The organism is Kitasatospora sp. NPDC048545 (genome assembly GCF_040651155.1).
Taxonomy (GTDB): Bacteria; Actinomycetota; Actinomycetes; order Streptomycetales; family Streptomycetaceae; genus Kitasatospora.
On sequence record NZ_JBEZIQ010000071.1, the window covers coordinates 1 to 15,858 of the forward strand.

20 protein-coding genes and 1 pseudogene are annotated in these 15,858 nt (G+C 72.8%); 13 read left to right on the plus strand and 8 right to left on the minus strand.

Annotation, left to right across the window (positions count from 1 at the left end; genetic code table 11):
- The 8 genes and pseudogenes from AB0D10_RS40150 to AB0D10_RS40185 all read left to right on the plus strand — a co-directional run.
- Nucleotides 1-92, plus strand: a pseudogene (locus AB0D10_RS40150) (nuclear transport factor 2 family protein); the annotation flags it as partial.
- Nucleotides 93-277: 185 nt separating this feature from the next.
- Nucleotides 278-1,009, plus strand: a complete 732-nt coding sequence (locus AB0D10_RS40155; protein WP_360266034.1) for a hypothetical protein — start codon at nt 278-280, stop codon at nt 1,007-1,009.
- A 454-nt stretch (nt 1,010-1,463) separates the two neighbouring features.
- Nucleotides 1,464-1,892, plus strand: a complete 429-nt coding sequence (locus tag AB0D10_RS40160) for a hypothetical protein (protein WP_360266037.1) — start codon at nt 1,464-1,466, stop codon at nt 1,890-1,892.
- A gap of 174 nt (nt 1,893-2,066) precedes the next feature.
- Nucleotides 2,067-3,404 carry an MFS transporter gene (locus AB0D10_RS40165; protein ID WP_360266040.1) on the plus strand — a complete coding sequence of 446 codons (1,338 nt, stop codon included), beginning with the start codon at nt 2,067-2,069 and terminating at the stop codon, nt 3,402-3,404.
- A gap of 338 nt (nt 3,405-3,742) precedes the next feature.
- Nucleotides 3,743-4,348: a CatB-related O-acetyltransferase gene (locus AB0D10_RS40170; protein WP_360266043.1), complete on the plus strand. Its 606-nt coding sequence runs from the start codon at nt 3,743-3,745 to the stop codon at nt 4,346-4,348.
- A gap of 91 nt (nt 4,349-4,439) precedes the next feature.
- The gene (locus AB0D10_RS40175) at nt 4,440-4,850 is read left to right on the plus strand and encodes a PPOX class F420-dependent oxidoreductase (RefSeq protein WP_360266046.1); all 411 of its coding nucleotides are present in this window, start codon (nt 4,440-4,442) and stop codon (nt 4,848-4,850) included.
- Between the two features lie 149 nt (nt 4,851-4,999).
- Complete coding sequence (locus AB0D10_RS40180) at nt 5,000-5,170, plus strand: hydrophobic protein (RefSeq protein WP_360266049.1); 171 nt, start codon at nt 5,000-5,002, stop codon at nt 5,168-5,170.
- A 142-nt stretch (nt 5,171-5,312) separates the two neighbouring features.
- A complete protein-coding gene (locus AB0D10_RS40185; protein ID WP_360266052.1) occupies nt 5,313-5,801 on the plus strand; it encodes a hypothetical protein in 489 nt (162 codons plus the stop codon).
- A gap of 354 nt (nt 5,802-6,155) precedes the next feature.
- Here AB0D10_RS40185 and AB0D10_RS40190 read toward each other — a convergent pair whose 3' ends face one another.
- Nucleotides 6,156-6,731 carry a MarR family winged helix-turn-helix transcriptional regulator gene (locus AB0D10_RS40190; protein WP_360266055.1) on the minus strand — a complete coding sequence of 192 codons (576 nt, stop codon included), beginning with the start codon at nt 6,729-6,731 and terminating at the stop codon, nt 6,156-6,158.
- 49 nt (nt 6,732-6,780) lie between these two features.
- Complete coding sequence (locus tag AB0D10_RS40195; RefSeq protein ID WP_360266058.1) at nt 6,781-7,623, minus strand: NAD(P)H-binding protein; 843 nt, start codon at nt 7,621-7,623, stop codon at nt 6,781-6,783.
- 105 nt (nt 7,624-7,728) lie between these two features.
- Between AB0D10_RS40195 and AB0D10_RS40200 the strand changes: the two genes are divergently transcribed.
- From AB0D10_RS40200 to AB0D10_RS40210, 3 genes are all read left to right on the plus strand, one after another.
- Nucleotides 7,729-8,274 (plus strand): MarR family winged helix-turn-helix transcriptional regulator, encoded by a 546-nt coding sequence (locus tag AB0D10_RS40200; protein ID WP_360266061.1) that lies wholly within the window; start codon nt 7,729-7,731, stop codon nt 8,272-8,274.
- 184 nt (nt 8,275-8,458) lie between these two features.
- Nucleotides 8,459-9,193, plus strand: coding sequence for a hypothetical protein (locus AB0D10_RS40205; RefSeq protein ID WP_360266064.1), 735 nt, complete (start codon nt 8,459-8,461; stop codon nt 9,191-9,193).
- Nucleotides 9,194-9,300: 107 nt separating this feature from the next.
- Nucleotides 9,301-9,675: a hypothetical protein gene (locus AB0D10_RS40210; RefSeq protein WP_360266067.1), complete on the plus strand. Its 375-nt coding sequence runs from the start codon at nt 9,301-9,303 to the stop codon at nt 9,673-9,675.
- A gap of 91 nt (nt 9,676-9,766) precedes the next feature.
- Here AB0D10_RS40210 and AB0D10_RS40215 read toward each other — a convergent pair whose 3' ends face one another.
- Nucleotides 9,767-10,624 carry a patatin-like phospholipase family protein gene (locus tag AB0D10_RS40215; protein ID WP_360266070.1) on the minus strand — a complete coding sequence of 286 codons (858 nt, stop codon included), beginning with the start codon at nt 10,622-10,624 and terminating at the stop codon, nt 9,767-9,769.
- Nucleotides 10,625-10,970: 346 nt separating this feature from the next.
- Here AB0D10_RS40215 and AB0D10_RS40220 point away from each other — a divergent pair, with 346 nt between their 5' ends.
- Complete coding sequence (locus AB0D10_RS40220; protein ID WP_360266072.1) at nt 10,971-11,312, plus strand: hypothetical protein; 342 nt, start codon at nt 10,971-10,973, stop codon at nt 11,310-11,312.
- Between the two features lie 222 nt (nt 11,313-11,534).
- The gene (locus tag AB0D10_RS40225; RefSeq protein ID WP_360266074.1) at nt 11,535-12,326 is read left to right on the plus strand and encodes a DUF2785 domain-containing protein; all 792 of its coding nucleotides are present in this window, start codon (nt 11,535-11,537) and stop codon (nt 12,324-12,326) included.
- Between the two features lie 55 nt (nt 12,327-12,381).
- On the opposite strand, the gene AB0D10_RS40230 is transcribed toward AB0D10_RS40225, so the two are convergent.
- The 5 genes from AB0D10_RS40230 to AB0D10_RS40250 form a co-directional block, all read right to left on the minus strand.
- Complete coding sequence (locus AB0D10_RS40230) at nt 12,382-12,819, minus strand: hypothetical protein (RefSeq protein ID WP_360266077.1); 438 nt, start codon at nt 12,817-12,819, stop codon at nt 12,382-12,384.
- 138 nt (nt 12,820-12,957) lie between these two features.
- Nucleotides 12,958-13,533 carry a hypothetical protein gene (locus tag AB0D10_RS40235; protein WP_360266080.1) on the minus strand — a complete coding sequence of 192 codons (576 nt, stop codon included), beginning with the start codon at nt 13,531-13,533 and terminating at the stop codon, nt 12,958-12,960.
- A gap of 443 nt (nt 13,534-13,976) precedes the next feature.
- The gene (locus tag AB0D10_RS40240) at nt 13,977-14,324 is read right to left on the minus strand and encodes a DUF6296 family protein (RefSeq protein ID WP_360266083.1); all 348 of its coding nucleotides are present in this window, start codon (nt 14,322-14,324) and stop codon (nt 13,977-13,979) included.
- Entirely contained in the window at nt 14,321-14,665 is a 345-nt protein-coding gene (locus AB0D10_RS40245; RefSeq protein WP_360266086.1) for a hypothetical protein, read from the minus strand. Before AB0D10_RS40245 ends, AB0D10_RS40240 begins: the two co-directional genes overlap by 4 nt.
- A gap of 524 nt (nt 14,666-15,189) precedes the next feature.
- Nucleotides 15,190-15,762 carry a TetR/AcrR family transcriptional regulator gene (locus AB0D10_RS40250; protein ID WP_360266089.1) on the minus strand — a complete coding sequence of 191 codons (573 nt, stop codon included), beginning with the start codon at nt 15,760-15,762 and terminating at the stop codon, nt 15,190-15,192.
- Between the last annotated feature and the right edge of the window lie 96 nt (nt 15,763-15,858).

The window sequence follows — 15,858 nt, forward strand, 5'->3', positions numbered from 1 at the left end:
TCGCCCCCGACGGCCGCTTCCGCCGCATCGAGGAGACCACCCTCATGCTCGAAGGCGCCGACGGCGACCGGAACCTCGGCAGCGCCCGCTGAGCCGGCGCCGACCCGCTCCGATCCTGAGCGGTCGAGCGGACCGGCCGGCTCGACCCCGGGCGCGTGTGCACGCGCCCGGGGCGGACCCGTCCCGGGCCCGGGGCGCCCGGCACCCCGGCACGCCTGCACCCCGGCATCGAAAATTGGGTGTCGCCAATCCGTTCGAGACTGGTAGCGTCCCGGACGTGGCAAAGCTGAACCAGATCATCGCCGTCGAAAAGGGCGTCAAGTCCAAGTCCTTCCAGGAGCTGACGCAGGCCCACCAGGACCTGCAGAAGCCCGCGCTGCTGGCCGGCATCTCCCGGACCTACCAGCCCAAGGACGAGGAGGGCGAGCAGCTGCCGGCGGAGTCGACGCGGGTCCAGCTGAAGGCCGAGGACATCCTGCAGTCCACCGCGCGCACGCTGACCCGGCTGTTCGACGTGACGGCCACCAAGGACTGGGCCAACATCGGCGCCAGTGCGGACGTGGTGGTGGACGGCCAGGTGCTCCTCCCCCGGGTCCCGGTCCCGTACCTGCTCTTCCTGGAGAAGCAGCTCACCGACCTCTTCACCTTCGTGAAGAAGCTCCCGGTCCTGGACGCCTCCGAGTCCTGGAACCTGGACCCGTCCACGGACTCCTGGAAGACGGAGCCGGTGCGCACCATCCGGACCAAGAAGGTGCCGCGCAACCACGTCAAGGCCGAGGCCACCGAGAAGCACCCGGCCCAGGTCGAGGTCTACTACGAGGACGTCCCGGTCGGCTACTGGACCACGGTCAAGTTCTCCGGATCGCTGCCCGCCCGCCGGGTGAACGAGCTCGCCGAGCGCGTGGAGAAGCTCCAGCAGGCGGTCAAGTTCGCCCGCGAGGAGGCCAATGCGGTCGAGGTCACCGACCAGCGCGTGGGCGACGCCGTCTTCGGCTACCTGTTCCGGTAGCCCCATGATCGCCCGCCCGGGGAGCCGGGCGGGTGCGCCGGGCTCGTGCAGGACCTCGCCCCGCTGAACGGGGCGGGTACGCTGCGCGGCACGGCGCGAAAAGCTGACACTGATGTTGAAGCTGACAAGGGGTCACAGTGGAGGTTCGAATCCTCCCCCCGGCACCACCGGCCGGGGTAGCCCAAGCCAGGCAGAGGCAGGCCCCGTGAATCTCAGACTCTCGCTCCAGTCTCAGCATTCGCCGCCGAACACCGGATCGACCGGGTGCGGACGAATATCGACGAATGCAGGTTCAAGTCCTGTCTGTGCCGCTTCGTGGCACGGTAGTTCAAAGGTAGAACGCGTCGGTTTCAACCTGATCCGCGACCCTTAAACGTGCCGGTGTGCGCAATTGGGCGGCACACAGGGGCCCGGGAGCAGGCTACGCTCCCGGGTCCTCTTTTCCTTTCTCCACTTGGTCACTCCTCCGACCGTCCCCTCCCCGCGGCCCGACTCCCCCGCACGATCCGACGGTTACGGCCCGGTCCTCGGACGGATCGCGGACCGGCACGGGCAGCGGACGGTGGGCCTGGCCGCCGCCCTCGTCGATGCGGCCGCCCTGATCACACTCGTCGTCGTGTCCGAGCGCGGGCTCCCCCTCGGCTGGCAGGTCGTGCCCGCCGCGCTGACCGGCCTTTCGGTCCCGCTGGTGGGCCCGCTGTCGCGCAGCCGCTGGGTCCGACCGGCCGACGGGGACCCGGAACCGACCTCCGCCGTCCTGTCCCTGGACGGGATCGTCGACGAGGTCCCGTTCACCACCGGACCGGCCCTGTTCCGCGCACGGGGCGAAGCACCACTACGCACAACCGGGCGAGCCGTGCCCAGATTCCCGTTTTCGCTGTGACATTCCCTCACCACCGGGTGTCTTCTCACGATGGCTCCCACCTGGGCATACTCCACGTCTGCCTCATCTCAGGACACCACAGTGCGGGGGCCGCTGGGCGTGCCGCTCAGTCTCTCGACGAGCAGTTCGCCCCCGTGATCCTCGCACCGGAGTCGTGTGGCACGCCGCCTCCGGATGCACATCCTGATCCCGGGACGACACGATCGACAGACAATGGAGTACAGGGTGAGTCAAGCCCCCGCCACGTCAACCGACAGCACTCCCCGGCAATTCGGCGACGCACGCCGATCCTGGCCGGTCCGGCGAGGGCTGCTGCTGGAGTCCGGCCCCCAGCGGAAGCTGGCCCTCGCCGGCTTCGTCAACCAGCTCGGCACCGCGGCCTTCCTGGCAACCGTGCCGCTGTACGCCCATCAGGTGATCCATCTGTCCATCGGGCAGGTCGGCCTCGGCCTCAGTGCCGCGGGAGTGGTCGGTCTGATCGCCGGGATCCCGGTAGGGCATCTGGCCGACCGCCGCGGCCCGCGGGACATCTTTGTGATCACTCTGCTGATCCAGACACTGTCCATGCTGTCGCTGCTGTTCGCCCACTCGTTCCTGGCGTTCACGCTGGCCGTGGCCGTGACGGACCTCGCCGGCTCGTCCGGCGGTGCGGCTCGTGGCCCGTTGATCCGCCGCTTCGGCGGTGACGAGGTGCCGAAGTTCCGCTCCTACCTGCGATCGGTGGCCATGCTCGCCGGCACGTTCGGCGCGATGGCGGCCGGTGCGGTGGTGCAGATCGACAGCGACTTCGCCTACCGCGCCCTCATCCTCGGCAACGCGCTGACGTTCATCGGCAGTGCCGCTGTCCTGGTCAAGCTGCCCAAGCTCGACGCCCTGGCGTCCCCGCGCGAGGAAGGCCGGTGGACCGCGCTCAAGGACAAGCCGTACATGGCGTTCGTCGTGCTCGACGGCATCATGTGGATCCACAACGAGGTGCTGTCGTTCGCCCTGCCTCTGTGGGTGGTCCTGCACACGGACGCACCGCGGTGGTTCGTCGGTCCGGCGATCGCCGTCAACACCGTGATGGTGGTGTTCCTGCAGATCCGGACCAGTCGCGGGGTCAAGGGCGGCACGGTCGCCGGCCGGGCCACCCGCCGCGCCGGGTTGGCGTTCATGATCGGCATGGCGGTCATCGCAACAGCCTCCGGAGTACCCGGCTGTGCCGCCGTGGCCATCATGACGGCCGGCGTCGCCATTCACACAGTGGGCTCGCTGTGGCATGCGGCCGGATCGCTGGAACTGCGGTTCCGACTGGCTCCCGCACACGCCCAGGGCCAGTACTCCGGAGTGTTCGGCATGGGCATGGGCCTGTGCTACACCGTCGCACCGAGCCTGCTGGGCCTGCTCTGCGTGACCTGGGGGACGCCCGGCTGGCTCGTGATGGGCGGCGTGTTCGTCGCAGCCGGCCTCGCCATGCCCTACGTGATCCAGTGGGCAGGCCGCAGCAGGGAGATCGCGGACACCGCCGACTGAGCTGCCCCCCGGACCTGGTCACCCCTCGATCCGATCGCCCACACCGCGCACTGACATCGACTACCGCACATCGTCTTCGCAATCTCCATGCCCGCACTCTCCCGGCAGTCGACGGAGCGACCTCTCGCCACCAGGCGAACATCGTCTGACGCGGCACCAGCCGGACACGGCCCGACCGAACCGGTGCCGACCGAACGGGTCCGCCGACCCACGCCGTGCGCGCACGAGGCGACCCCGCGAAGGCTGCGATCATGGACGCGTCGTCCACGCCGTCGCATGTGAACCGGATTGGTGCTGCCGTGAGTTCTGTCCCGCCGGACCCTTCGACGCTCCACCCGATGCCGGAACAACCGCGTGTCGTCCTCCTGAAGGCGCTGGTGACGTCTCCCCTGATCGAGGTCGGCGAGTACTCCTACTACGACGATCCGGACGGGGCGACCGACTTCGAGACGCGGAACGTGCTGTACCACTACGGCCCGGAGAGGCTCGTCATCGGGAAGTACTGCGCGCTGGGGACCGGGATCCGGTTCATCATGAACGGCGCCAACCACCGGATGGACGGCCCGTCGACCTTCCCGTTCCCGATCATGGGCGGGGGCTGGGCCGAACACCTCGACCTCCTCGCCGGCCTCCCCGGCCGCGGAGACACGGTGGTCGGCAACGACGTCTGGATCGGCTACGGCGCCATGGTGATGCCCGGAGTCCGCATCGGCCACGGCGCCATCGTCGCGTCCGGAGCCGTCGTCGTCGACGACATCCCCGACTACGGCATCGTCGGCGGCAACCCGGCCCGGCTCATCCGCACCCGCTACAGCGCGCCCGACGTCGCCCGTCTGCTCGCCCTGGCCTGGTGGGACTGGCCGGCCGAACATCTCACCCGGCACGTCCGGACCGTCATGTCCGGCACCGTCGAGGAGTTGGAAGCCGCCGCGCCCGCCGGGTGACGGGCCCGGGAATCCGACCGGCCCCGACTCGGCGTGTTGCGGCCCCGGCGGCCTTGACCTCAAGCGCACTTCAGTTTCTAGGCTCGACCGCATGATCTTCACCGAGAAGGAACGCGAGTACCTCACCGCCCAGTTGCTGGCCCGGCTGGCCACGACCGGCCCCGACGGCCGTCCACAGATCCGCCCGGTCGGCTTCCGGCTCAACGCCGACGGCACCATCGACATCGGCGGACCCGCCATGGCCCGCAGCCGCAAGTACCGCAACGTGCAGGCCAATCCCGACGTCTCCGTGCTGGTGGACGACCTGGCCCCGGCCGACGACCCGGTCGCGGGCGGCTGGGGGCGCGGCGTCGAGATCCGGGGCCGGGCCGAGACGCTGACGGTCGACGTGCCGCCCGTGGCGCCCGATCGCTTCAGCAACGACATCGTCCGCGTCCACCCCCGCCGGGTCATCACCTGGAACCTGGAGGCGCTGGGGAGCACCGCCCGCAACGTCGACTGACACAGGGGACGGCGGTGGGGGCAGGGCAGGGGCAGGGGGACGGGGACGGCGAGGAATGCGGGAGAACGGGAAATCCGGGGGAATACCCGTCCGGAGTCGGGGCAGGCGAATGACGTCCACAGCCGTCACCGACCGGGAGGTCGATCACCATGGTTCCGCTGCTCCTCGTTCTCCTTCTGGCCCTGGTCCTTTTCGGTGCGGGATTCGCCGTCAAGATCCTGTGGTGGGCCGCCGTCCTCGTACTGGTGATCTGGCTGCTGGGATTCATCGCACGCGGTTCCGGCGCCTCCGGAAACCGCGGCCGCTGGTACCGCTGGTGATCCCCGGACAACGGGAATTCCGGGGCGGTACGCGTTCCGGAAGAAAGCACCACGGAGGAAGGCGTACCGCCCGGATCCGGTCGATCCGGAACCGACGACGCGGGCGCGCGCCCGCAGACGGAACGAAGGGAAACAGGTCGTCATGAACCCCCTGCACAGGACGCCTCACCCGGCCGCAGTGGAAGCCCTCCGGGCGCGGGCCCACGAGGCGGTCGCCGTCCCCGTCGCGGCCACGGCGGACGGCCTGCGGCGCACCGCCAGGTCCGTCACGGCCCGACTGGGCCGGACCCGTCCGGGCCACGCCGCGACGCACCGCACGCGGACCCGGGCGGCTGCGGCCGACGGCCACCGCCGACGGGTGGCCCTACGGACCGCGGCGACCGCCCGCGACCGGCTGACGGACTCCGCGCACGGCGCCCGCGCGGCCGTGCGCACGGTCCGGCACTCCGTGCGGACGGCCGCGCGCCGGAGCCGGGGCCGCACGCACACCGCGTTCACCACGCCGACCGCGCTCGCGATCCCGACGGCAGAGGCCTCGAAGGCTGCGAAGGCCGCCCGGATCGGCGCAGCGGCGGCCGCGGTGACGGCGGGCGTCGTCGGGATGTTCCTGACACGCCGCCGACGGGGCTGACATTCCCCCCGGCAGGCGTCGCCCCCGACACCACCGCCGACGCCCTCGACGAACTCCGCCGAGCCGGGGTCCACCTCACCGGCCACCCCGTCGTCCTCACCTGAGCCGCACACCACGGCCTTCGCGCACAGCACGCCGGCCCGGCCGCCGCGGCGACGGCACCGCCCGCCGGGAGCCGTCGCCGCAACGGCGGGGATCGTTCTTGGCGAACCGTCGGTTTCGCTCGACCTTCCGGGTACAACTGGAGACGTGGAGCCGGTCCGGCTGACCGCAATCGACGGGGGCGCCGACCCGGGGCGCCGACCCGGGGGTAGCGATTCCGCTACCGCTGACGAGACCGCGGCCGGGGCACAGTCATCGTTCTGCCCCGTTCTCCAGGTTGTAGGTCATCCGTTCCAGGACGGTGACGGCGAGCCGGTACTCCTCGCCGGTGATGCCGGCTGTCGACAACTCGCGGAAGGCGTCGACGCGTTCGCCGACCTCGGCGAGGCGGGCGCGGCCGTCGTCGGTCAGGGCGACGCGGCCCGGCTCCGGGCGGATGGCCCACCCGTCGGCGACGGCGGTCCCGATGGCCTCGGTCAGGGTGGTGACGTCGGCATTGGCGGCCAGGACGGTCAGCACGCCGGTGTCGGTGGCCTGCGGGTCGTCCCCGACGACGTTGAGGACCTGCCAGGCGGGTCGGGTGAGGCCGAACTCGGCCAACACGGCGTTCATGGAGGTGGTGAGGGCCTTGTCGGTGCGGTTGAGCCAGTATCCGATGGGCTTCACATGGGGCTCCCGGGTGGGTCGGTGGTGCCGGGGTCGGGTGCTGCGGGGCAGCAGCCGCACGAGGGCGCAGCAGGCGAGAATGGCGACGGCGAGGACGGCCCACCGGCGGCGGCCGGTCGTGGTCTGCGGGGTCGCGGGGGCCTGGGTCGAGGCCGTGGACATGGGGTGTCTCGGGTGGAGGGGACGGCCCCGTGGCGCGGGCCCGTCCGGATCAGTGCCGGGTGAAGGCGGGGGCGTTCTCGCGGGCCCACTGCCGGTACGTGCGGGCGGGGCGGCGGAGGAGGGTGTCGGTGGTGTCGGCGATGGCCGCCGGACCGTGGTTGGCGGCCTCCCACAGGTCGAGCAGCGAGGAGACCACCGGTGCGGGCATGTAGGTGCCCATCTGCTGCTCGGCCTCGGCGCGGGTGATCCGCTCGACCGGGATCTCATGGCCGAGGGTGTCGGCGAGGACGGCGAGCTGCTCGCGGAAGCTGAGCGACTCGGGGCCGGTCAGGGTGACCGAGGAGCCGGTGAGGGAGGTGCCGGTCAGGGCCTCGACGGCGATGTCGGCGATGTCCTCGGGGTGGATGGGCGCGATGTGCGAGTCCGGGTAGGCGAGTTGGACCGGCATCGACCGGCCGATGGCGCGGGCCCAGCCGAGCGAGTTGCTGGCGAAGGCGTCCGGGCGCAGGAACGTGCGGGTGAGGCCGGAGGCGGCGAGGGCGCGCTCGACCTGGAGGCTGTGGTTGGCGAGCGGGTCGTTCTCGGCGTCGGGGCCGAGGACGGAGGATGAGGAGAGCAGGACGACGTGCTCGACGCCGGCGGCCTCGGCGGCCTCGGCCAGCTCGTGCACGCCGGCGGGCTGGGGGTAGAGGAAGACCTGGCGCACTCCGCGGAGCGCGGCCTCGAAGGTCTCGGGCCGGTCGAGGACAAGCCCGACGGTCTCGACGCCCGCCGGGACGGTCAGTTCGGCGAGGTCGGCGCTGGCAGCGCGGACGGTGCGGCCGGCGGAGTGCAGGCGGCCGATGACGGCCTGGCCGACCTTGCCGCGGGCGCCGGTGATGAGGATGGTCATGAGGGACTCCATTCGCTGCTTAACGACATATGCATGCTTCCATGCACACGTTTGCAAGTCAACACATGCCTTCAGGAGGTCATCCATACCTTGTACGATGGGGGCATGACGAAGCATGAGCCGAAGACGGCGAACGAGCTGCTGAACGCCGTGGGCCCGGCCTTCGGGAAGCTGCGACGCTCCTCGCTCCTGGACGTCGAGGACCCGATCTCCCAGAAGGACCTCAGTCGCACGCTGGTGCTCAGAATCGTCCTGGAGTCCGAGCAGACCGCCCCGGACAACGGGCAGGAGAACGGGCAGTCCGGGCAGTCCGGGCAGTCCGGCGCCAACGAGGTCACGGTCGGCGCGGTCGCGCGGCACCTGGGCGTGGACCCGTCGGTGGCCAGCCGCATGGTCTCCGACTGCATCTCGGCCGGCTACCTGATCCGCGCGGCCTCCCAGCAGGACGGCCGCCGCACCGTCCTCCGACTGAGCTCCGAAGGACGCGAGTTGATGGCCCGCTTCGGCCGCCACCAGCGCTCGGCCTTCGAGTACGTCACCGCCGACTGGAGCGAGCGGGAACGCCTGGAGTTCGCCCGCCTCATGCTCAAGTACGTCGCCTCCCAGGACGCCCTCCGCCACCGACCCCCCGGCGAGAACCCCCCGCGCTGAGCGGCCGGGGCCTTCGGTCACAGCGGAACGTACGGGATTCGAACTCGCGAGCGGGTTCCCCGCAGCGGGCTCTCCGGCCGTCCGCCGCGCGCTGTCGATCGGCTGGCCCCGGGCGGCAGGCGAACGGGACGGCTGCCGGGGCCCACCGCTCGCGGCGGGTGCCGGGCCTGGTTGGATCCTCCGCATGACGGACTGGACGGAACTCAGCCACGCCTACGGCTCTGCCGAGGACATACCCGCCCTGCTCGCGCGGATCGCGGCGGAGCCGGAGCCTGGGCTGTGGAGCGAACTGTGGTCCGCGCTCTGCCACCAGGGCAGTGTCTACTCGGCCAGCTTCGCCGCACTGCCCTGGCTGGCCGGCATGGCCGAGAGCGACGATCGGGAGCAGGCCGTGAACGCCCTCTGCCTTGCGGGTTCCATCGTGGCGGGTGCCGGGCAGTCGCACGGCGCGGATGACGTCCGGGTTCGGTACTCGGCGGAGGTCGCGGCGCTGTTGGTGTCGGTGAACCGCCGTCTCCGGACCGCGGCCGACCAGGTCGAGTACGTCGACCTGCTGGCGTCCATGCTCGGTTTCGAGGGTGTCGAGGGATGGGGCGAGGACCTGGCGTGGGGGCTCGGGGGCGAGGAGTTCCAGGTCTCCTGTCCCGGATGCGAAGCCGGGCTGTTCATCGCCCTCGGCGAAGGCGGGTTCTTCTGCAGCAGCGAGGACTACGCCCTGTCGGACGAGCCCGTCGAGAGCCGCCCGCTCCGGCCGGCGCGCCCTGCGGATCTGACGGGCCTCGGCTGTCGCCTCCACGGCATCGCGCTCGGCGACGGCCGGAACGAGGTCGCGCGTCTGCTGACCTACGTCTTCGGGGACGCGTCCTGCCCGGACTGCGGGAGCGGGTTCTCGGTCGCCGACCGGATCGGCGCCGGATAGTCCCGATCCCCGCGAGGTCCGGCGCGCGGTGCCGGTGTCGTGCCCGGCGGATAATGGCCGCGGGCCGGCGACGCCGGCGGAACGGATCGAGGAGAGGCAGAGGACGGATGACCCTGGTGGAAGGCCTGCGTGTCAGGCTGGCCGAGGACCTCGGGATCGGTGAGGCGGTCGCCGGGGAACCCGGGGCCGTCGTCGGCTTCCTCTCGTTGGGGGCCGGGATCGAGGGCACCGTCGAGCGGGTGGACGGGGAGCTCCCGGAGAGCCACGAGGTCCGCGAGTACCAGCGGCTCAAGGCACTGTTCGAGGACTACGGGCACACCATGCCGGTGGCGAGCCGGGAGCGGCTGGAAGCGGAGATCGCCGTGCTGGAGCCGCAGTGGGCCGCGTTCCGGGACCGGGGGAAGCTGGTGACGGTCCGGGTGCGGTGGGACAACGGCCTCGTCCTCGACGGCGCGCACCAGGACGTCCTGGTCCCGCTGTGACGGACGACGTCCCGGAGCGGTGACGGGCCCGGCACCGGGTCGGGCCAGGGCGCTCTGTCGGATCGGGCACCCACGGCGGGTGGCCCGCCGTTCAGTCCCCGGTGCTGCGGCGTACCGGCCAGGTACGGGCGACCGAGGCGGCGAGCGCCGTGCCCTGGCGGTGGCCGGCGCGGGCGGCGGCCGGGCGGCGGGCGTTGGCGGTCAGGTTGCGTCCCATGGCGTGGCGGGCGTCGGCGTCCGGCGCGATCAGGGTGGTGTGGGTGCCTGCGGCGCGCAGGTCCGCCGCCTGCTGCCGGGCGCCGGGGTGCGGGCCGACGGCGGTGGGGACGGGTGTGACGGCGAGCACCTGACGGTGGCCGGAGGCGAGTTGGAGGTTGCCGGTGGAGCGGGTGCCGCCGTCGATCCAGCGCCGTCCGAGGGCGGCGGCGGGCGGCCAGACCAGCGGGACGGCGCAGCTGGCCGCGACGGCGTCGGCGAGGTCGAGTCCGGAGTCGGCGTCGAAGGCTTCGACGGTGCCGGTCTCCGCGTCCACGGCGGTGATCCGTAGCGCGGCCGCGGGCCAGGCGGTGACACCGTTCAGCAGGGTGCGCACGGTGTCGTGGAGGTCGTGGGCGGGGGTGGGACGCGCGGTCAGGGCGGCGCGGCCCAGGCGTCGGACGGAGCGTTCGGGGTCGCGGGTGGCGAGGGCCGCCCAGAGGAAGCGCAGGGTCTGTGCGGTGGTGACGCCCATGTCGACCCGGTCGAGGTCGGCCAGTTGACGTTCGTACAGGTCGTGGGCGGTTTCGCCGCTCACGAGCCGGGTGCCGAAGACGGCTCCGGCGGAGGTGCCGATGACGGTGTCGGCGGCGGTCAGGTCGATCCCGCCGTCGGCGAGGCCGGCGAGCACGCCGGTCAGCCACGCCCCGCCGACCGGTCCGCCGCCGCCCAGCACCAGTGCTGTCCCGTCCATGGTGTTCCTCTCCCCCTGCCCACCCGGAAATGGGGATCACTCCCCGCTTCATTCCCGTGTGACGATACACCGCCGGAGGACGGCGCGGAACGGCCGAGGCGGCGTCAGACATCGGCCCGGACCGGGAGATCGACGACCCGCCGCCCCCACCGGCCCCAGCGCCGCCCGCACCGACCACGAGCAGCGAAATCAGGGTGCGCAGGAGCGCGCCCGCGCACTACGAAGTGGGGATGGCCGTCTCCTTCTGTTTCACCTACGGCACCTGTTTCACCTACGGCACCGTGATCAGGCCGGAACCGGTCGGGCTCGCCTCCGTCCCCGACCTGCCCGGAACCCGGACGTTCCGGTGAAGTACCTCCTGGTCCGGGAGGACGAGGACGGGGCGGAACGGCTCTGGGGGAGGTGCGCGGGAGTCGAGGGACTGTTCGTCGACCCGGTCCCGCCGCCGCGCGAGGTGCTCACCCTCCGCGGCTGGTCGGAGCGGGACCGGGCCCGCCTCCTGGTGCTGGACCGTCATGGCGCGGTGATGGCCTCCCTGGCCGTGGGCCCGGCCGTCACCGGAGCGCGTCCGTCGAGGCTCGGCGGCACCCTCGTCGACATCACCCTCGCCGACGGCGGGGCCGGGAGTGGAACGCCTTCAAGGACTGCCTGGGCGGCGGGTTCGGAGTGGTCCCGCCCTTCACCCTGACCTGGCACGACTTCGAGATCGCCCGCCACGCGCTCGCGGACGTCGTTGGGACCCGCAGGGCCGGCTCTCCTACGTCGAGGAGATCGTGCGACTCCTCGAACGGCGCGGTGTCACGGTCGTGCTGCGGTGAGCCGCCGACGCGGGTCCCGCTGACGGGTCGAGACCGGTGCCCGGACGTAATTCGCGGGCGCACGGCACCGGCCGGGAGCTAGGCTGCCCGCCATGATCGACTGGAAGAGCGTCGAGGCCGCCGACTGCGCCGTGCCCGCCGGCCGCCCCGTGGACGACCTCGTCGGCGAGCTGTCCCGGGCGCTGGCGGATCCCGATCCGCTGGTCCGGGACGGCGCGCCCTACACCGTCCTCGCGACCTGGATCGCCCGCGGGACGATCGGGACGCCCCGGCGGCTGGAACTCGGGGACGAGATGGCCGGCCGGTTCGCCGACCCCCGGATCGAGGCCCGCAGCTTCGCGCCCCTCGTGCTCGACATGCTGGTGGCCGCAGGGGACTTCAGGGCCGGCTGGGTCGACGCGTTCGAGCGCTGGTACCCGGCGGAGCAGGACCTGCGCGGCCACGACGGGACGCTCGGCTGGCTCCACGCGGTGGCGCACGGCGCGGACCTGCTCGCCCGGTTCGGCCGCCACCCGGAGGTGACGCCGACCCGGATGCTGGACCTCGCCGCCGCCCGGCTGACGGCACCCACCGACCACGTCTTCGAGCAGATGGAGGACGACCGCCTGGCCCGGGCCGTCGCCCTGGTCCTCACCCGTACCGACCTCGGCGAGCGCGACGCCGTCGGCTGGCTGGAGCCGATAGCCGACCGCTTCGGGTCCGACCGCATCGGCACCCCGGTGCCCGCCCACATCAGCAACTGCCTGCGCACGCTGCGCCAGCTCCACGTCCTCGCCGACCGGGGCGTGCGCCCCGGCGGCGACCTGCCCGCGGAGCCCGTCCACCACCGCGACACGGTCAAGTCCGGCGTCGCCGCCGTCCTCGACCGGATCGTCAGGCGCTGACCGGCGGGACACGGACCGACCCGCCTCCGCGGGGGAGCACGAGGGCCCGCCCGGATCAGGCGGCCGGGTCCGCGGGGGCCTCTGCCAGCCGGGCCTCGATCTCCTCCAGGATCGGACGGTAGGCCTCCTCGGCGGCCCGCATCAGGGTCCGGCACTCGGCGAACAGCCGCCGGGAACGGGCCCTGCGGCCGGGTATCAGGTCGTAGCGGCGCAGGCGCACCGACCGCATGTCCACCATGAAGCCGGGCCTGGAGCGCACGCCGTGGGCGTGGCGCACGACGTCTTCGGCGTGGCGCAGCAAGCTGTCGTAGGCGTCGTGGGCGACCTTCCAGCGGGCGGCGTCCTCCGGGGTCCCGGGCACCTCGATGCCGCGCCCCGGCGGCTGGACGACGTCGTACAGGGTGAATTCGAGATCCTCGGGCAGCTGGACCCAGCGCATGACGCGCCACGGCCACGGGATCAGGGTGTAGGTGCGTTGCCGTACGCGTATCACGCGGTCCCCCCGGGGTCTGTGCGGATCGGGCCGGACGGCCCGCGCCCGCACCAGGTTCGCTGATGCATCGCCGAGCCGGTCCCACGCCCGCGGCGGGCCACCGGTCCGCTCGACCGACGCGGACGTGCACGCCGCAACCTACTCCACGTACGCCGGTTCCGGCTCCGCCCCCGGGCAGCAGACGGTGTCCTCGTCGGCGATCTCCGCGAGGCAGCCACCGCAGAGCCACACCGTCTCGGGCTCCAAGGGCTCGGACGCGGACACCTCGTTGTCACGCACCGTCAGCTGCCAGGTGTCCCAAGCCTCCTCGCCCTGCGCGTCGATCACACCGTTCAGCACGTGGTCGAAGGTGAAGCCCTCGAACCCGGCCTCGCCCCGGGCACGGGCGCCGGGCTTCAGGAAGTGGTCGATCAGGTAGGCCATCCACTCCGACGAGTCGTAGAACTTCTCGCACCCGTTCCATTCGATCGCGGCCCCGTCATCCGTGGGCTCCCACTTGCACCACAGGCCGGGCTGGCCCGCCGGCGGCTTGTTGAAATCGCGGATGTCCGCGTCGTGGCCCTGTCCCGCGAAGCCGGTGCCGCCGACGTGGTAGGGACCGTTGGCACGGTCCATGCGCCGGGTGTGCGCGAACTTCCGCAGGTAGGCGATCTCCTGCGCGCCGAGTGGCGGCTCGACGGCGATCCGTCCGGTGAACGTCGTGGTGTAGCCCATGCCCGGGATCGTAGCCACGCCCTCCGACATCCCGGACCGTCCGACCGAGCCGGGCGGCCTCGGTCACGGTGCCCGGTACCGGAGGGCCGTGTCAGCACCGTCATCCGGCTGTTTCGCCGGACTCCTCCCCGGCGCGGGGTGAGGACCGGGTCGGCGCCCGGCCGGTGCGGGGCGGGCGCCGACGGAGCCGTGCTGAGCCGATCGACGGGGAGGGTGCCCGCACGGCCGGGGCCGGCATCCGTTTCGACCGCGCCGGCGTCGGGATAGCCGCGCACCTGTACGTCCCCGGCCTCCCTGTGTCCCGGGGGCTTCCGGCGCCGGCGGTGGGCCACCCGGGGCGGCCGGGGGCCGCCGCCGCGGTCCGGGGCGCGGGGCGATGTCAGTGCCCCGCGCTAGTCTCCGGGGACCCTGAGGAAACGCGGGGCCCGCTCCCGGGAATTCGCCTACCGGGAGTGGGTCCGGCCCTCGGCCGCGGCGCCGGGCCGGAACGGGACTGCGCCGAACGGGGTCGCACCGGACGGGCCGGTCGAGCCCGACGCGCCGAACGGGCCGGACGCGCAGGGTTCGGCGGTCAGGATGCGGGTGTCCGCCGGACGGGCGATGACACGGTGGCTGCCCTCGGCGCTGATCTCCACCAGGAGCCGCCCCTCGCAGCCGGTGTAGAGGGGGTGCCCGGCGGGGCCGAGGCGGCCGGTGGCCGCGACGGGCGAGGTGCTGAGCGTGCCGGCGGGACCGCGCAGCCGCAGCAGGTAGCCGGACACGGGAGCGGAGGTGCGGACGGGCGCGCTCACGGTCGCCGGCCGGCCGGGACGAAGCCGAGGATCCAGCCCAATGCGTGGGCCGCACCGGCCGCGCGGGCCCGTGCGTCCTCCGGGCGGCCGGGGTCACGGGAGGCCTCGATGGCGGCGCGCTCCTCCACCGCCAGGTCGAGTTCGGACGGTGCACCGTCCAGCACCCGGCCGGTCACCGGCGCCGGACCCACCGGGTCGAGCGCCCACCGGTACACGGCGAGCGCCCCGGCCGCCTCGACGGCTACGGGCCCCGCGCCGCGGCCGGTGAGTTCGGCGACCCCGGCGGCGACCTCCTCACGGGGGCGAACGGCGATGAACTCCGGTTTCGGCTGACCGGGCACGGACCCACCTCAATCACGGCAGAGGAAAGCAGAGAGCAGAACGGCCGCGTGGCCGCGTGGCCGCACGACAGCGGGCGCCCGCTGGGGCGGGCGTCGGGCGGCCGGGCTGATCCGACCATCCTGCAGTGCGCGGGCCGCGAGCGCACGACGGCGTCGACGGTTGCGGACCCGGCCGACGGGTCACGGCGGGTCGGTGCCGGTGGGCCTGCCGCCGAAGGCCCGGCGGACGGGAGCCCGGCCGACGGCCGGGACACCGACGGCGGGCGACGGCGGGCGGCGGGCCGGCCCCGGACGGCGCGCCCGAACGGGCAGGGCGGAGCCGTGCCGGGACGGTCACGGCCGTCGGGTCCCCGGCGGGGCCGCGCCTTCCGCGCCCGGGCAGGGGGCGATGCTGCGCGCAACAGGCGGCCGGGACGGGCCGGGGGCCGTCACCCTGCCCTGCCGTGCCCTGCCGTGCCCTGCCGTGCCCTGCCGTGCCCTGCCGTGCCCTGCCGTGCCCTGCCGTGCCCTGCCGTGCCCTGCCGTCACCCTGCCGTACTGCGGCATCCGGCAAGGAGGGTGGCGACCATGTGCTTCGCGTCGGCCTGGTCGTAGTCGGGGCCGGTGATGCTGAGGTTACCGATGGCGCGCATGAAGGTGTAGGCGGTGATGCCGGGGGCGAGTTCGCCGGCGGCGGCGCAGGCGTCCAGCAGCGTCGCGCAGGCGGGGACCAGGGTGTCGAGCATGAGGGCGTGGAGGTTCTCCAGCCCCGGATCGCCGGACCCCAGTGCCGCGCCGAGGCCGTGCTTGGTGACGAGGAACTCCACGAACGCGTCCGCCCAGCGGGTCAGGGCGGTGAACGGGGAGGCTGATTCCGCCAGCAGTCGGGGCGCGAGCGCGGCGCAGGTGTCGATCTGGTGCCGGTAGACGGCGGTGACGAGGTCCGCCCGGGTCGGGAAGTTCCGGTAGACCGTGCCGACGCCGACGCCGGCGCGGTCGGCGATGTCCCGAACGGGGGCCTGGACCCCCTGGTCCACGAAGACCGCCGCGGCGGCCGCCAGCACGCCGCTTCGGGTGCGCTGGGCCTGTGCTTGGCGTACTCCGACCGGTTCCGGCACGGGTTTCTCCTTTACTCGCGGAACATTGTTCCGCTAGTTTGGCGGAACGCTGCTCCGCCAAATTATGGCAGAGCCTTCCCTCGGAGAAAGCGCAGG

Coding starts and splice junctions, on each gene's coding strand:
- AB0D10_RS40165 (WP_360266040.1), top strand. CDS start 2,067: ATGCACATCCTGATCCCGGGACGACACGATCGACAGACAATGGAGTAC.
- AB0D10_RS40170 (WP_360266043.1), top strand. CDS start 3,743: ATGCCGGAACAACCGCGTGTCGTCCTCCTGAAGGCGCTGGTGACGTCT.
- AB0D10_RS40175 (WP_360266046.1), top strand. CDS start 4,440: ATGATCTTCACCGAGAAGGAACGCGAGTACCTCACCGCCCAGTTGCTG.
- AB0D10_RS40180 (WP_360266049.1), top strand. CDS start 5,000: ATGGTTCCGCTGCTCCTCGTTCTCCTTCTGGCCCTGGTCCTTTTCGGT.
- AB0D10_RS40185 (WP_360266052.1), top strand. CDS start 5,313: ATGAACCCCCTGCACAGGACGCCTCACCCGGCCGCAGTGGAAGCCCTC.
- AB0D10_RS40190 (WP_360266055.1), bottom strand. CDS start 6,731: ATGTCCACGGCCTCGACCCAGGCCCCCGCGACCCCGCAGACCACGACC.
- AB0D10_RS40195 (WP_360266058.1), bottom strand. CDS start 7,623: ATGACCATCCTCATCACCGGCGCCCGCGGCAAGGTCGGCCAGGCCGTC.
- AB0D10_RS40200 (WP_360266061.1), top strand. CDS start 7,729: ATGACGAAGCATGAGCCGAAGACGGCGAACGAGCTGCTGAACGCCGTG.
- AB0D10_RS40205 (WP_360266064.1), top strand. CDS start 8,459: ATGACGGACTGGACGGAACTCAGCCACGCCTACGGCTCTGCCGAGGAC.
- AB0D10_RS40210 (WP_360266067.1), top strand. CDS start 9,301: ATGACCCTGGTGGAAGGCCTGCGTGTCAGGCTGGCCGAGGACCTCGGG.
- AB0D10_RS40215 (WP_360266070.1), bottom strand. CDS start 10,624: ATGGACGGGACAGCACTGGTGCTGGGCGGCGGCGGACCGGTCGGCGGG.
- AB0D10_RS40225 (WP_360266074.1), top strand. CDS start 11,535: ATGATCGACTGGAAGAGCGTCGAGGCCGCCGACTGCGCCGTGCCCGCC.
- AB0D10_RS40235 (WP_360266080.1), bottom strand. CDS start 13,533: ATGGGCTACACCACGACGTTCACCGGACGGATCGCCGTCGAGCCGCCA.